Origin of the sequence: Persicirhabdus sediminis (assembly GCF_016595495.1) — a bacterium.
Classification (GTDB): Bacteria; Verrucomicrobiota; Verrucomicrobiia; order Verrucomicrobiales; family Akkermansiaceae; genus Persicirhabdus; species Persicirhabdus sediminis.
This window is the reverse complement of sequence record NZ_JAENIM010000009.1, coordinates 1-14,762: the sequence shown is the minus strand read 5'-3', so window position 1 is coordinate 14,762 and position 14,762 is coordinate 1. Positions and strand designations below refer to the sequence as shown.

Below are 14,762 nucleotides of genomic sequence, written 5' to 3'. Positions count from 1 at the left end.
TTAGCTGTGATCTAGCTGGCGAAGTTTGGCGCGAATCCAGTAGGAAAGCATGTCGCCAATAAAGACAAGCAGCGCGCCCAGCAGGACAAAAAACATCAGGTTGTCATAGAACAATCTGGTTTTTGCGTCGGTGATGAGGAAGCCCAGCGAGAGGATGCCAAGCATGCCGAGCACGGTGGAATCTCGCACGCAGGTTTCCCAGCGGTAGAAAAAGTATAACAAGTAGCGGTTAAATACCTGTGGCAGAATTGCGCCAAAGTAGGTTTGCACGCGATTGCCTCCAGCTAGCAGACTTTGTTTGCTCGCTTCAGCTGGGTGGTTATCTACCAGCTCGCTATATAGTCGACCCATGAGGCCGAAATTGTGAATGGCCAAGCCAAGGATGAGCGGCCACGCAGTGGGCCCAAAGATCTGCAAAAGCAAAAAGGCGAGGATGTATTCCGGGCTCGAGCGAGCAATCAGCAGGACAAAATGGCTGGCGGTGCGCGTCAGCCTGCGGCGCCAAAGTTCTGTGCGTGAGTTGCCGGTGTAGGTTTCAAAACTCTGCATGCGGTTGAGCCTAGCAGACGCCCAAAGCATGCTCAGTACCGCGCCAACGCCAGCCATGATGGCGGCGGCTGTGGCGATGTATAAGGTCATCAACATGGCCTCGGTGCCAGACTCAGCTAGCAGGTTTTTGGCCCACGGCCAAGCGTCGGCCCAGTCACCACTTTTTTGCACTGGGTAGGGGACGATTTGTTGGAAAAATGATTCTAAGTTAGAGAGCCGACGTTGCCAGCTGAGTGGGTATCTAGCAGCTGGAATATTCAGCCAAGCAAAGATGGTTGTAGCTAGCGCGATGCCACCGCTGATGCGCAGCCACCACGATTTTGGTCGTTGTGATTTTAGCTGCTTGAGCGATGGATTTTTGCATGCGTTAGTTTTCTCAGCGATCTGGCCGTTAAATCGTGCGCGGATAGATTTCCCCCACAGCTCGCTGAGAATGATCATGGCTAACAACGTGTATAAGTATGTCCACAGCTCGAGTAGGTGGAAATCTTCAAAGGCCTGCACGATGTGGTAGCCAATTGTTGGGATGCCAACAAACCCGAGGATAGCTGAGCTGCGCAGCGCACATTCAAAGCGGTACAACGTGTAGCTAAGCATATCAGTGAATGCCAGTGGTAGGCAGCCAAATAGCCAGTTTTGCATTGGTTTGGCGCCAATCGAGCTGAGCGTTTCTCTAGCAATGCCAGCCTGCTCGTCTATCATTTCTGAGAATATTTTAGCTAGCGTGCAACCGTAGGGGATAGAGATGGCGATGATGCCAGCTAGCGGTGTGGTGCCTAGAGCCGTTAGGATGAGCAATGCCCAGATGAGTTCGTGCACCGATCGTCCCAGTGTGACCACAAATCGTGAGATGAGAAAAAATCCTCTGAGCGCAATCTTCAGCGGACGGTTAGGGTTTTCTGGCCACCACGAGCTGGATGAGAAAAAACCACCAATAAAACCTATCACTAAGGCGACGCTCATCGAGCAGAGCGCGTATTGAAAAGTGAGCCATAGCGCCGTGAGTACTTTGAGCAGAAATGGTGGCGCGTCGGCTGATGGCGGCCCAGCTTCGTAGCTCAGCGCTGGTTGCACCGCGGCAACGAGGAATTCGTAGCTGAGTTTGAGGCCGTATTCAGACGGTTTCAGCGAGCTGACGCGGATGCCTGCTAGATACAGGCAGCTGAATAAAACCACCACGAGTAAAACCATGAGCACCCGCTTGCCGCCGATGACGGAGGCGAGTGATTTTGGGTAGCGGTGTGGTGGTGGCTGCGACATGATAGATCTTGGCTCTACTGGCTAAGTTCGTCTGTGTTGAGCTTATAAATGCGCTCAAGTGCGGCTGGATCTAGCTGGCTGTTAGTGCCATCGTAGCTGATTTCCCCACCGCGCAGACCAATCACGCGCGGGAAAAATTCTTGCGCGAGCTCGATGTTATGAATCGACATGATCAACGTGAGTTTGTTTTCGCTAGCTATCTTGTTGAGCAGCTGAACCATGCTGCGCGCGCGCGCTGGATCGACAGCTGACACTGGCTCGTCAGCTAGCAGGACTTCAGGATTCTGATAGAGTGCTCTAGCAAGTGCGACACGTTGTTGCTGGCCGCCAGATAGCGAGCTGGTCCGCTGGTAGAGTTTTTCGGCAATGCCTAATGAGTTGAGGATGTCGAAGATTTTCTGCATTTCCTCATCTGCTGGCATGGCGAGATCTCGTAGCGTGCCGAGTGTTGAGCGTTTGCCCACTCGCCCTAACATGATGTTCTGAAATACGCGCAGGTTAGAAATGAGGCCGAGATGCTGGGGGATAAAAGCAATGTGTGAGCGCAGCTGGCGCAGGCGTTTTGGGCTCAGGGTATCGACTTTTTCGCCGAGGATTTGCACCTCACCTTGGCTGGCTGTTATCTGCGCGTTGAGCAGCTTGAGCAGGGTGGTTTTGCCGCTGCCTGAGGTGCCTATCAGCGCCAATCGTTCAGCTGGCTGGATGTCGATGTGCAGCGATTTGAGCGCATGAAATTGTCCAAATTGGACGCTAGTATTGCTGAGGTGAAATGAGGCCATTGCGCTGGGATGTATCGACTGGTGAACTACTTGCTTGAAAATGATGGCCTAATCTAGCGAGAAAACAAGCTTGGCTGCGGATGCGGCCAAGCTTGTGGTAATTAGTAAAAACGGATGTTTCTGGCTTAGCGAAGCATTTCGAGTTCTTGAGCAACCACGCGGATGCCTTCGAATTCTTCGTTGTTAGCTTCGATGAGCTGGCTGCGGTTGACGGCATTGAGAGCCTCGGCATCGGTGCACTCGATGAGCGCTTTCTGCAGCTTGTTAGTAAATCCGTCACCGTAGATCTCGTTAAGCTCTGGGTGAGCGGTGAAGTTGTAATCAGCGTAGAATGGTGTTTCCCAGATGATCACAGCCTTAGTCGGATCCAGCTCGCCGTCAGCCACCATGCTGTCGTATTTTTTGTAGCTGAGCGCACCTACTTGAACGGATCCAGATTCCACCGCTTTGGCAGTAGAGTGGTGGCCGCCGCTAGTTTGGAACTGCACTGGCTGAGTGAAGAATTCTTCAGGTGTCTGCTGGGTGAACTGCTTGATGAACCAAGTAGGCATCAGGCGGCCAGAGGTGCTCTGTGGGCTACCAAAGGTGAAGGAGAATTCTTTGATGCCAGCTGGAAATTCATCAGACTTGGCTAGGCCAGTAGATGAATGGGCAATGAAGTAGGATTTGTATTTTGGATCTTCAGCGCCTTGAGCAATGGCTTCGGCTCCTTCCACGGCGTCGCGAGCTTGTACGCCTGAGAGGCCACCAAACCATACCAGGTGAACTTCGCCATTTTTGAATCGCTGCACGGCTGCGTTGTAGTCAGCTGAGATGGAAAATTCTACTGGTACTTCGAGCGTGGCGCTGAGGTACTTGGCCATTGCTTGGAATTTGGCATCTTGGTCAGATACCTTTTCGTCTGGGATGGCGGAAAATACGAGAGGTTTGATTTCTGCGGATTCGTCAGCTGCTGGGCTGGACTTTTCTCCACATGAGCTGAGGCCAAAGGCGGCGCCTAGGGCGAGTAGGGTGAGTGATTGATTGCGCATTTCTTTTTCGGGTGAATTGGCTTTATCAGCTGATTGTTAGGCTAGCGGCGCTAGCTGGGGCAGCTAATCGAATCTTTTGTTCAATAGTCCTCATTGTCAACTATGCTTGAGTGAAAATGTCGTGCTTTTGCTTAATTATTCATCGCCAGCTGGATAAATAGATTCTAATTCCACCCAACCACGGTGATTGGCCAGCTTTACACTCACGTCGATGGATAGCGCTTCATACTGGTCGAATGGGCACATTTTCTAGCTAGCTGGCTGCTGGCTGGGTGAGCAGGATATGCGTCACATCTAGCCAGATTAGATTTATTCTAAAAAATGTTCTGGTATTTCGGCTGAAAGTATCAAAAAACCACCGCGCCATGCGTTACGAGAATACAGAACTGCTTGCCCCTGCTGGGTGCTACGCCTCACTTCAGGCGGCGATCGAAAATGGAGCTGACTCCGTTTATTTTGGGTTGGCCCAGCTGAACATGCGTGCGCGAGCTCGCCGTAGCTTCCATCTGGAAGATCTGCCGGAGATCGTGCGCATCTGTAAAGAAGGCGGCGTGAAAAGCTGCCTCACGCTGAATACTCTGCTCTACGAGCACGACCTCAAGCTGGCGCGCGACCTTCTCACTACCGCTCACGAGCTGGGCGTGTCTGCCTGTATCGTCTCAGATATGGCGGCTGTGCAGATTGCCAATGAGATTGGTTTTGAAGTTCACATCTCCACTCAGCTATCGATTTCTAATTACGAATCGCTGAAATTTTACGCACCATACAGCGACCGCATCGTGCTGGCTCGCGAGTGCAACCTGAAAATGATCCGCAGCATCTGGGACAAAATGATTGCCGACGACCTACGTGGTCGCAGTGGTCGCCCGATGGAGCTGGAAGCTTTTGCGCACGGAGCTCTCTGCATCGCCGTTTCTGGCCGCTGTGGTATGTCACTTTATACTGCCAATGCATCCGCCAACCGCGGTGGCTGCGTGCAAAACTGCCGCAAGGAATACACCGTCAAAGATACCGAAACCGGTAAAGAACTGGTGGTAGACAACAACCTCATCATGTCGCCAAACGACATCTGCACCATCGACTTTGTCGACGAGTTGCTCGAAAGCGGCATCCGTGTCTTCAAGATCGAAGGACGTGGCCGCTCACCTGAGTACGTTGGCGCTGTGATCCGTGCCTACCGCAAGGCGATCGATGCCGTCAATGATGGTACCTACAGCCAGGAGCTCGTCGAGCAGCTGGTACCGGGCATTTCTAAAGTCTACAACCGCGGCTTCTCAGATGGTTATTACCTTGGCCGTCAGCAAGGATGGTCTGGCACTGCTGGTAGCAAGGCGACTCACCGCAAAGTTTATGTCGGTGAACTGACCAATTTCTACAAAAAAGCCGGCGTGATCGAAATTGATGCCGAAGCATCTGGCCTAGCCGTGGGTGATGAATACCTCATCATTGGCGACAAAACTGGCGTGGTAGAAGGCACTGTGGAATCCATGCGTGTGCAGCGCGGCGAGGAAATGGTAGAGGCGGAAACCACAGATCGTGGCGACGTCATCACTCTGCCAGTATCTGGCGATGTGCGCCGTGGTGATAAAGTCTACAAGATGGTAGAAATCCCACAGCCGCTGAAGAAACCTGCTCCAGCTGGAGCCTAATCTCGCTCATCAATTCACCATGAGAATCAAACACAAACAGTACGAATGTATTGGCTGCGCGCTGTGTACTCAGGAAGCGCCTGACTACTTTGTCATGGACACCGACGGCATGGCTGAGCTCTTGGACTCAAATGTCCAAGGTGTGTTTCATATCGCCAAAGGGCTGGAATTTGACCGCGAAGCACTAGAACGCGCCGTGGAAGGGTGCCCAGTCGATATCATTTCTCTAGAAGGGTAGAGACAGCTACATCTTTAAAATGAAAGCCAGCTGGGTGATCCCAGCTGGCTTTTTTTTGGGGGAAGTGGGCAGAGGCTAGTTTTCAGTTTTCAGTTGTCAGTTGTCAGTTGTCAGTTGTCAGTTTTCAGTTTTTCAGTTTTCAGTTTTTCAGTTTTCAGTTTTTCAGTTTTCAGTTTTTCAGTTTTCAGTTTTCAGTTTTTCAGTTTTCAGTTTTTCAGTTTTCAGTTTTCAGTTTTCAGTTTTTCAGTTTTCAGTTTTCAGTTTTCAGTTTTCAGTTTTCAGTTGTCAGTTGTCAGTTGTCAGTTGTCAGTTGTCAGTTGTCAGTTGTCAGTTGTCAGGTGTCAGGTGTCAGGTGTCAGGTGTCAGGTGTCAGGTGTCAGGTGTCAGGTGTCTCGCGGTTTACTAATAGATATCGAGACGCAAAAGTTTCATCGTACTGGAACTCACTCTTCTCTCCTCACCATTCTCTCTTTCCCCACAGGGGACCCTCTTCTCTCCTCACCATTCACTCTTCCCCGCAGGGGGGGGAAGTGTCATTCGGACTAGATTTCTTAACTAGCTCAGAATCAATCCGCACTGAAGACGGGCATTTCACGCGATTGAAAAAATGCATTTTTGCGCTAGTTTTTTATGGACAAGAACTCGAAATCAGAGTAATTCGTCCGCGCCGAGCCGCTGAATCACTCAGCAGAACGGCAGCAATCAAGTAGATGGCAGAGTAGCTCAGGGGTAGAGCAGAGGACTCATAAGCCTTTTGTCGGCGGTTCAAATCCGCCCTCTGCTACCACTTGATGATCGACCCAGCAACCGCAAGGTTCGCTGGTTTTTTTCTTGCCCGCGTATCAGCCACAGCACCGCTGGTGATGCAAGTAGCTGGCCAAAGAGCTGACTTGCTAGCCGAGGTGGGAATTATCTACCGAGCGGTCAAAAGCGAGCTAGAGTCAGCCGTCTGTTACTCGCTGGCGTATCCAGCTAGCGTGTGGGGAAATATTTCTCCAGCTAGCCTTTGAAGAAATGATCGACAGGGCGGTCAAAAGCGAGCCTGTCCAGCCAGCTGGAACTAGCCGTCTATTTCTTGCCCGACGTATCTAGCTAGCGGTGGGGAAATATCATCTTCTACGGGGAATATCCTCTCCAGCCAGCCGTGAGGGGCTATATTCTCCAGCCAGCCACGGAGTGGCGGCCTTTCGAAGCCTTGGGCAACGCCCAAGGTCGGTAAGCAGCGAATAGAGCAGCCACATCGTGGCGACCTTTCGTCTGAACCGCTAGCCGTGGGGGAAATATTTCTCCAGCTAGCCGAGGAAGAAATGATCGACTGAGCGGTCAAACCGAACCATGCCAGCCAGCTGGAACTAGCCGTCTATTTCTTGCCCGACGTATCTAGCTAGCGGTGGGGAAATATCATCTTCTACGGGGAATATCCTCTCCAGCCAGCCGTGAGGGGCTATATTCTCCAACTAGCCACGGAGTGGCGACCTTTCGAAGCCTTGGGCAACGCCCAAGGTCGGTAAGCAGCGAATAGAGCAGCCACATCGTGGCGACCATACGCCTGAACGGCCTGCCTTGGGGAAATATCACCTCCAGCTAGCCACGGAGTGGCGACCTTTCGAAGCCTTGGGCAACGCCCAAGGTTGGCTAGCAGAGAATAGAGCAGCCACATCGTGGCGACCCTACGACTGAACGGCCAGCCTTGGGGAAATATCACCTCCAGCTAGCCACGGAGTGGCGACCTCTCGAAGCCTTGGGCAACGCCCAAGGTTGGCAAGCAGAGAATAGAGCAGCCACATCGTGGCGACCATGGCCCGAGCTGTACCGTAGACAGGTGCTATTCTTAGTAACGAATTCTTAGGCTAGTTGTTTTTCTAGCTAGTTGAAGGACACCTTGTATCCATTCTCCTCCCACATAGCTACCCGAGAGCTTCCTCTGAATCCACCTCGAGCGATATCTATAGATTCGTCATCAGAAACCAACGACACATTGTAAGTTAGAGGTTGATCCTCTCTTGTTAGTGTGACCTCGAACTTACCATTTTGGTCTGTTGTAGCTGTGTGACTTTCAGTTCCTAGTTTGTTGCTGAGTTCTAAATACGAAATCGAAGAATTTGTTAGTGGAGCGCCATCCTTAAGGATGGTGACTCGTATAACTTTCTTGCTGCTACATCCTACCATGCAGAGGAGAATGGCTGATACCAAGAGGCGTTGTAATAATTTATGGGTTATCATTTTTTGCAAAACGCCGAAGTCCACACATCCGCTACTTTGGGCGAGGCTTCGGTTCAGGTTTAGGTCTGTAGCTACCAGCCGAAATCCGACTCGAAGCGGGGAGTGGATTCTGGTGCCACGCGCTGTTGTGCTTAGTTTGCATCCCAGATCGTTAACTTATCGCCAGAGTCCTCGAACAGATAGAAGGAAATGTCATACTGCCCTACCTCCATGTTTTCGATTTTCAGGTCGGGTAGCATTTCCCACAACTCAGGGTCCTGATCACAGCAAAAAAGCGTTGCCACGAACTGCTCCTTCGAGTCGTAGTCCAACTTCGATGCAATTTTGATGAATCTGTAGGGTTTTCCGTTCTTTACTGGCCAGAAGCAGTCCTGCCACGTCGGAACTGACGGGGTGCAATAGGTAATCTCGTTGGCGACTCCCTCAAGATCGTTGCCTGGGTCGAGAGCGGCTTCATCGATCTGATTGGTGGAAATATCCAAATCGATCAACTTACCTGCGGCCATGCAATCGAAGCACACTGCCTCGATATTCTCTTGGCCGAATAGATTGCAGCCATCGAGACAGTCCTGAGTAGCCTTGCAGAAATGACATGCCAGCCCTTCGTCAGCGAGATAGGCGAAAGCCCTTGGGTTGGCGAAATAGTTGAAGCTCATTTTTGAGTAGAACAGTATTGGTTAGTGGTAATTACTTCGTGATTTAACTATCTGCGGGATGTATAGCTAGATAGTTAGTTTTCATGATAGTGGCGGCTACGCCCTTAGTTAGCAGAGGAAAGTTTTCAGTATAGATAGTACAGGGTGAAAGAAATCTCTAATCAGTCAATGAAATAGCTAGTCAGCTAGGTTTCACTATTCGCCGCTTCAAGCGCGTCATGGAGTTTATCAAAGTGATCATGTTAGTCATCAGTGGAGCGGTTCACCTTTTGCTGGCTCAGCGGGGCTCTGGAGCGCTTAGCTACTGCGTCATGGTTGCCGCTAGAAATAAATTCTGCCTGGGAATATTCCCAGGCAGAGTCGATGAGCCATTAGTTAAGCTCAGGATAGAAGTGGTGATGGTTTAATGAGTGTCCAGCCTGAAGAACTCCATGGCGTTGTTAGTGGGGCAGCTGAACGTATTCTGTGGCGGGGTAGGGGCAATGTTATCCTGCAAAACGGTCCAGTCTTCGAGGTTCGTGGATCTGCTGATGCGGTATAGCAATTCATTGTTGCTGTCCCACTGGATGTCCATGCTGCTGGCCGCATTGTCCATAGTAACTTCTGCCTTGAAGAACGAGGCTGCATTGGTGGGGTCTGTGCGGTAACGATATTCATCGAGGTTGCTGACACCGTCAAAATCGGAATCAAGCAACGCGTCGGAAGGGTCGTTGGGGTCTAGGCCGTAGCGGATTTCCCAGTAATCAGGCATGCCGTCCGAGTCGGAGTCGGCAAAATTGAAGGTGGTCAGCACACCTTTGTGGTCGCTGGGCCAATCTTGATCTTCCAACAGGAAGGTGTCGTCCGAAACAATATCGGTTTTCTCGTTGAGCACGTAGTAGGCGCGCGAGCCGACCACTGCGGCAGTCTGTGCGGCGATGTTTTGCTGATTGTAATAGATAAAGTCAATGCGGTCGCGCTCGTCGCTGGCAGGGGTCCAGCTGGTCGAGGTTTTCTCGAAGGCGTCTGAAGGCCATGTGATGCCCGGATGGGTAGCTGGGTTGGGGTGGATCTCACGATAGCTGTCCACCCATCCGTTTGTCGCCAGGTTCAAGCTGCCGTTCCATGGAATCACCAAGTTGTTATGGCCAAACATATTCCGGGTTGAATCGACCCAGTCGAGGTGCGAGCTGTCGTTAAAGTCGCCCGCTAGGATGACGTCTTCACCTGCGGCGGTTAAAGTCTCGGCGTAGGCGATGAATGCCGCAATGGCGTCGCCGCGCTTGGAATTCAGGTCGTACTCGAGAATAGCGGTAACATCGCTGACATAGTCGGGAATGCCGTCAGCTGGGTCTGAATCAATCATCGACCAGTTAGGGTTTCCGCCGTTATAGCCACGCGGTAGGTAGAGGGCATACCATTTCCAGTCTAGGTGCGCTACGCAAACGGTAAGCGGGTGGCCCGAAGGCAGCTGAAGCCGATAGGCGATGATGGAGCCTCTATTATTCGACGTCGCATCATAGACCGTTGTAGTTTCCAGAATGGGAAAGCGGCTGATCAGTGAAACATCACCACCGGCATGCCACCCCTCGTAGTTGGAGGCCCCTTTGCCTGAGAGCGAGGCCAGCAGGGTGGCGGGGAAGTCATCGTTCGGCCAGGTCTCAGAAAAGGCGACAATGTCAGCACCAGTTCCCATGACGACGTCGGCAATCTTGTCGATACCGTCAGTTACCTTGGAGCCTGCATGCCAGGTGTTGAGCGCGAGCAGCTTGACTTCGCCGGAGAAGGGAATGTTGGGCAGCGCTGGCTCGGTGGGCTCGGAGGGGTCAGAGAGGTTAACCTGACGGAAGGTGATATCGTCGAGTGCCTGGTCAGATCCTTGCTTGCCGTTGGTTTCGTTGTTGATGATTTCAAGCACCACTGGGCCCGCATAGTTAGTTTCCATGCCGGTGTTGATCGTGAGCCTCTCTCCGTCGGTCGTAGTAGCAGAGCCCGATGCAATCAACTCACCGCCAGCCGCGTCCTGGTAGAGGTTCCATGAAAAGTCGTTGCCTCCTTGCCATCCAGCATAGTCATGAAAGACGAACGAATCGACCACGACGCCGTATTCGGCATCGGGAGTGAAAGTGAGATAGTAGCTGATACCGGTCTCGAAGTCATTCAGCTGGGCAACGCCGCTCCATTCGGAATCATTGTAGAAATCCCATCTTTCCTCCTTAGTTCCGTCGGCGCCAACCGACCAAGTGAGAGCGATGTTGGGTGTGGCGCCATTGGCGATATTGTAGCCCGTTCCGCTGGCTGCAATAGCGCTTCCCCAGTCGGTGGGTATTGGAATATTGGTTCCTGTACCTTCAAAGGTCAACGTGCTGGCATGTGCGGTCGTCACAATGCCAAGAAGGGCCATTAATAGGTTTGTTCTGCTCATGTTTGATGTTCATACTTGAAAAAGTCATGACAAAACAAACTAGAAAATACACACTTTGCGAAACAAACGGTCGTCTTGAGGCAGGGGGGGAGAAGGGCCTGCTTCGCGGGATAATCCATTTACTCTAATTGACCGTAACTGGATATTTACATGCTGTGCTAAAGCCTAAAATTTCGCCTTCTTGCAAGCAGCTAGCCAGGCAGTTTATCTGCCAGAAGGATGGGATATCCCTCAGCCGATATAAATATTATCTAGTCTCACCGAGGGGTTAACGAACTAACCATGGACCATGCAGCGAGCTAGTTTTTGGGCTGAACTTGAAATGGCCACCATGCCAGCTACTCGACGGGGAAGTGCTGGAATATAGAGTCTTGTTCGCCAAGATCAGTTTATGAGGTGTGAATAGACTTCGTGATCGAACCACTGATCGTAAACCTTCTCAGCTCTGCGAAGTGTGCCTTCGTGAGTAAAGCCAAGACGCTCAGGAATGGCTCTGCTCTTAGCATTAGGTGTGGCACAACGTATATCGATACGCTGAAGCTTGTAGTAGTCTGCTGAAACTTTGATCAGCTCAGTAACAACTTGCGACATAATACCAAGACCGTTGTGTTCTTCACCAAGCCAGTATCCTAAGTAACCGATGGAATTTACCTTATCGATCTCATTCAGACCAGCCACACCAACCAGCTTATCTTTGTAGAATATGGAAATGTGAAGAGCTTCTCCTTTAGCAAAACGTAGCAGCTGAGTGTTGATGAATGAGCGAGTATCATCTGCTGATTCGATGTAATCAAGCCAAGGCAGCCACTGCTTTAAGAACTGCCGATTCCGGTCTGTTAGTTTGAACAGCTCTTCTGCAAACTGAGGAACAGAAAGTCTGATTTCTAGTGAATCTGAGATTTTACGGTAAAACATGTATATTAGTCTAACGTAAAGCACTCCACCCAAGAACATTACGTGGGATTTGTGCTGTGGGGTTAAAGTAAGAATTATCAGAGAGGGGGGCGGAACTCAACTGCACTGAAAGGGGGCTGTATTTCTTTGTTAGGTGGGGCGAGGGTTTTGGTGATTGTTAGGGTGAGTTCACAAGATAAAAGCTTCCTGTATTCGTTTTCAGGAATTCACGTAGGTCGGCCAAGTATCCCTGCAAGCTTTCTTCTGAGGCATAACCTCCAAATTCTTCGATAGATCTCCACTTACTAACTACACTCGCAATCTCTTCGTTAGAGATAGATCTGATTTTGTTGATAAGCTCACCTGGTATTGTTTCTGGCCATGGACCATCGGGTAGAGGTTCTCCTACCAAATCAAAACCTTCATGGATATCACTGTATGATCCAATATGTAAGAATTCAGCTAGCTGCGATAGTTCGATAGAACCAATCCCTTTAGAGTGATACCAAGAACCAATTGAATAGGGATCGTTATTTGAAATCATTGATTCTAGATCTTCCGAGGAGCAACATAATATATCTGATAGAGGCATGTTTGTGATCTTTGTTTTAGCTTAACGTCAGTCAAAGGGATGGCACCGGCTATCGGAGGGGCACCTTCGACTTGCTGGTTAAGGGTGGTATTTGCCGAGATTATTTGGACTCGAAGCGGCTAGTCGGTTGTCCTGCACCGTCTTGTTTTTTGATTGCAGCTTCGATCTCCTTGGCGCGATTCTCTGCCTCCCCAACCTTATCTCCGAGAATCTCCTTCAGTTGATTGAGGTTCTTGGTGGCTTGGGGATCTCCAGTCTTAGCGGCAAAAGACACCCAACCGAACGCTTCGACGTAATCCAACTCGACCCCATGACCCTGTGCAAAAAGAAGGCCGTATTCGTTCACGGCGGGAATGTATCCACGTTCTGCCGCAAACTTGTAGTAAGCAGCTGCCTTAGCTTGATCAGGGGCAACTCCGTTCCCAGTGCGATAGATCTGCCCCAAGTTTAGAGCTGATTGAAGATCACCCTGCTTACCTGCTGCAGTATAGTAGGAAATGGCTTTCTCTATATCCTTCTTCACGCCGTCTCCCTTTTGATACATCAGGCCGAGGTTCGCTTGGGAATGCTTGTAACCCTTCTTCGCAGCCTCTGTGAACAATACGACGGCTCGACCCAAGTCCTTCTCTACGCCGTGACCTTGGTAGTAAAGGGAGGCCAGGAGATGTAATCCCATAGGGTCCTTGGAATCTGCCGCGGCGTTGAATTCTTTCCGTGCCGTGTCGTAGTCTCCCTTGTTGTATGCGGTGATACCGGACTCCAAGTCAGCGTGTGCATTCATAGCGATTGCGAGAAAGAGGATAGAGGTGAGGTGCGTCATTTTCGAGGCTAACATTATCGGTGTGTGGTAATGGTTGTGTGATTTAACATTTTCCGCGAGATTAGCCGAGGCTATGATCATTATCTTTGTGAGCTGGCGGGCGGCATTTTTAGTCAGATTGATAGGGGGCATGATGGTGGCGGGCTGTGCACTTTGTTAGTAGTGGAAAGTTTTCAGTGTCCAGTGAATCTAATTCAGATTGCTAGAAATATCTAATGAGTCAATGCATAACTAGCTGATAGTTAGTTATGCTTTCACCATTCTCTCTACTACCACCCTACAGCCTATCAATCTGGCAAAAGAGTGTAATAGGTTTGTTGTCCAATGCGGAAACATACACATTTCTACGGCTGCAGCTTCCACTCCAAACAAGCCACGCCAGCGATGCAAAACCACATCTGCTGGTGCGATAGTGACAAAGGCATCATGCAGCTCGGTGCTGCGTGAGCAGGTAGATGTGATGGGGTGAGCGTCGGGCATCACTGGCTAGAAAAGGAACAACCAGCTTTGCTTATTCTACAATATCCGCCGCCTTTTCTGATAGATTGTGCATGACGTTGTTAGCTTGTTCATTTTTTATATCGCACAGGTGAACTCCGAGCCTTTGGTAAAAAATGATGCCAAAGAGATTCGCAATTATAACATCTACTAACGAGGTGTTTTCAGAGGAGTGTTCCAGTATTGCTAAGATGATATAGATAGCGATAGCAAGTGGCATAAAGGCTAGAAAACACCGAACAAAAACAACCCATCCCAAAACTACACTTTTTTGAATAAAATCAATTCCCTGGGAACCACCGTTGCAAGAAAAACTATAAATAACTCCACCAATAGTTACACATAGAGCAACCAAACAAGAGAGAGCATTCCACCAATTAAAAACGCCAAAACTGGGTAATGAGCACATTAAAGAGGATAATGCACACAGTAAAAGGTAATAGGGTAACGCCTCTCGTTCAGACAGGCTTCTGTCACGCAATTGTTGTTTCAACGGATTATATTTTATGAAGTACATGGTTTTCTTTCTGACGAAGCGAACGTTTTAGGGGCGCCGACCTGATAGAAGGCGGCAGTCTCTTGCTTAAAGTATATCGAAGTTACGAGAGGGCATCAACGCGGAACGTTATCAGGCTTGGTATCCTCGCCTTGTTCGGCAATTGTTTTTGGGCCCGAAGCGTAATTGCCAAAAAACCATCGAACCGCAATTGTGGCGGAAAAGAATCCAGCCATTAATCCCGCAGTTAAGGGAGGATTGTGGAAGACTTGAAACACCAGAATCAGTGTGACAAGAACCAACCCGAACGATGCGGTCATAATCGCATCCGTCGTCCGGGAAATAGGAGTTTCGCCTCGGGACTGACTGAAACTTTGTGTTTTTGGTCTAACTCTAATCATTGATTCTTTGAATCAGTGATAAAAAATTCTTACTCGATGGAGGACGGAGTTCCAGAGCAAAATCATATAAGTGCCGCAGGCCGCAGCATTGGCTTGCCCAATGCGGAGTTATGCTGATTTTCTCTGGAGCTGCGTTCACCATTCGATGTGATGAGGCATCAGAAGTTGATGCGGCTTAAGTCTGGCATTCTCTTACCTAACTCAATGGAAAAGTGAGCCAGTACTGGTCCCCAGTTTTGGATTGGCATGGTCCACTTTTTACTCGCTCTATC

At 50.1% G+C, this 14,762-nt stretch carries 14 protein-coding genes and 1 tRNA gene; 5 read left to right on the top strand and 10 right to left on the bottom strand.

Features of this window, described 5'->3' with window-relative positions; translation table 11 throughout:
- The 3 genes from JIN82_RS01245 to JIN82_RS01235 all read right to left on the bottom strand — a co-directional run bounded on the left by JIN82_RS01245 (window position 1) and on the right by JIN82_RS01235 (window position 3,619).
- Window positions 1–1,809: a PhnE/PtxC family ABC transporter permease gene (locus tag JIN82_RS01245; RefSeq protein ID WP_200309815.1), complete on the bottom strand. Its 1,809-nt coding sequence runs from the start codon at window positions 1,807–1,809 to the stop codon at window positions 1–3.
- Window positions 1,810–1,823: 14 nt separating this feature from the next.
- Window positions 1,824–2,588 (bottom strand): phosphonate ABC transporter ATP-binding protein, encoded by a 765-nt coding sequence (locus JIN82_RS01240; protein WP_200309814.1) that lies wholly within the window; start codon window positions 2,586–2,588, stop codon window positions 1,824–1,826.
- 125 nt (window positions 2,589–2,713) lie between these two features.
- On the bottom strand, window positions 2,714–3,619 hold the full coding sequence (locus JIN82_RS01235; protein WP_200309813.1) for a putative selenate ABC transporter substrate-binding protein: 906 nt from the start codon (window positions 3,617–3,619) through the stop codon (window positions 2,714–2,716).
- A gap of 365 nt (window positions 3,620–3,984) precedes the next feature.
- Between JIN82_RS01235 and JIN82_RS01230 the strand changes: the two genes are divergently transcribed.
- From JIN82_RS01230 to JIN82_RS17055, 4 genes are all read left to right on the top strand, one after another.
- Window positions 3,985–5,268 carry a peptidase U32 family protein gene (locus JIN82_RS01230; protein WP_200309812.1) on the top strand — a complete coding sequence of 428 codons (1,284 nt, stop codon included), beginning with the start codon at window positions 3,985–3,987 and terminating at the stop codon, window positions 5,266–5,268.
- 19 nt (window positions 5,269–5,287) lie between these two features.
- Complete coding sequence (locus tag JIN82_RS01225) at window positions 5,288–5,506, top strand: ferredoxin (protein ID WP_200309811.1); 219 nt, start codon at window positions 5,288–5,290, stop codon at window positions 5,504–5,506.
- 712 nt (window positions 5,507–6,218) lie between these two features.
- A tRNA-Met gene (locus JIN82_RS01220) sits at window positions 6,219–6,293 on the top strand.
- Window positions 6,294–6,297: 4 nt separating this feature from the next.
- Window positions 6,298–6,516 (top strand): hypothetical protein, encoded by a 219-nt coding sequence (locus JIN82_RS17055; RefSeq protein WP_234041690.1) that lies wholly within the window; start codon window positions 6,298–6,300, stop codon window positions 6,514–6,516.
- A gap of 856 nt (window positions 6,517–7,372) precedes the next feature.
- Here the strand turns inward: JIN82_RS17055 and JIN82_RS01215 are convergent.
- The 6 genes from JIN82_RS01215 to JIN82_RS01190 form a co-directional block, all read right to left on the bottom strand.
- Complete coding sequence (locus JIN82_RS01215; RefSeq protein WP_200309810.1) at window positions 7,373–7,729, bottom strand: hypothetical protein; 357 nt, start codon at window positions 7,727–7,729, stop codon at window positions 7,373–7,375.
- Between the two features lie 131 nt (window positions 7,730–7,860).
- The gene (locus JIN82_RS01210; protein WP_200309809.1) at window positions 7,861–8,385 is read right to left on the bottom strand and encodes a CbrC family protein; all 525 of its coding nucleotides are present in this window, start codon (window positions 8,383–8,385) and stop codon (window positions 7,861–7,863) included.
- Between the two features lie 403 nt (window positions 8,386–8,788).
- The gene (locus tag JIN82_RS01205; RefSeq protein ID WP_200309808.1) at window positions 8,789–10,789 is read right to left on the bottom strand and encodes an endonuclease/exonuclease/phosphatase family protein; all 2,001 of its coding nucleotides are present in this window, start codon (window positions 10,787–10,789) and stop codon (window positions 8,789–8,791) included.
- A gap of 384 nt (window positions 10,790–11,173) precedes the next feature.
- Window positions 11,174–11,704, bottom strand: coding sequence for a GNAT family N-acetyltransferase (locus JIN82_RS01200; protein ID WP_200309807.1), 531 nt, complete (start codon window positions 11,702–11,704; stop codon window positions 11,174–11,176).
- 157 nt (window positions 11,705–11,861) lie between these two features.
- Window positions 11,862–12,275, bottom strand: a complete 414-nt coding sequence (locus JIN82_RS01195) for a hypothetical protein (protein WP_200309806.1) — start codon at window positions 12,273–12,275, stop codon at window positions 11,862–11,864.
- A 100-nt stretch (window positions 12,276–12,375) separates the two neighbouring features.
- A complete protein-coding gene (locus JIN82_RS01190) occupies window positions 12,376–13,227 on the bottom strand; it encodes a tetratricopeptide repeat protein (RefSeq protein WP_200309805.1) in 852 nt (283 codons plus the stop codon).
- 192 nt (window positions 13,228–13,419) lie between these two features.
- Between JIN82_RS01190 and JIN82_RS17430 the strand changes: the two genes are divergently transcribed.
- Complete coding sequence (locus JIN82_RS17430; protein ID WP_267906490.1) at window positions 13,420–13,542, top strand: hypothetical protein; 123 nt, start codon at window positions 13,420–13,422, stop codon at window positions 13,540–13,542.
- Window positions 13,543–13,606: 64 nt separating this feature from the next.
- Here the strand turns inward: JIN82_RS17430 and JIN82_RS01185 are convergent, their stop codons facing one another.
- The gene (locus tag JIN82_RS01185) at window positions 13,607–14,110 is read right to left on the bottom strand and encodes a hypothetical protein (protein WP_200309804.1); all 504 of its coding nucleotides are present in this window, start codon (window positions 14,108–14,110) and stop codon (window positions 13,607–13,609) included.
- Window positions 14,111–14,762: the final 652 nt, after the last annotated feature.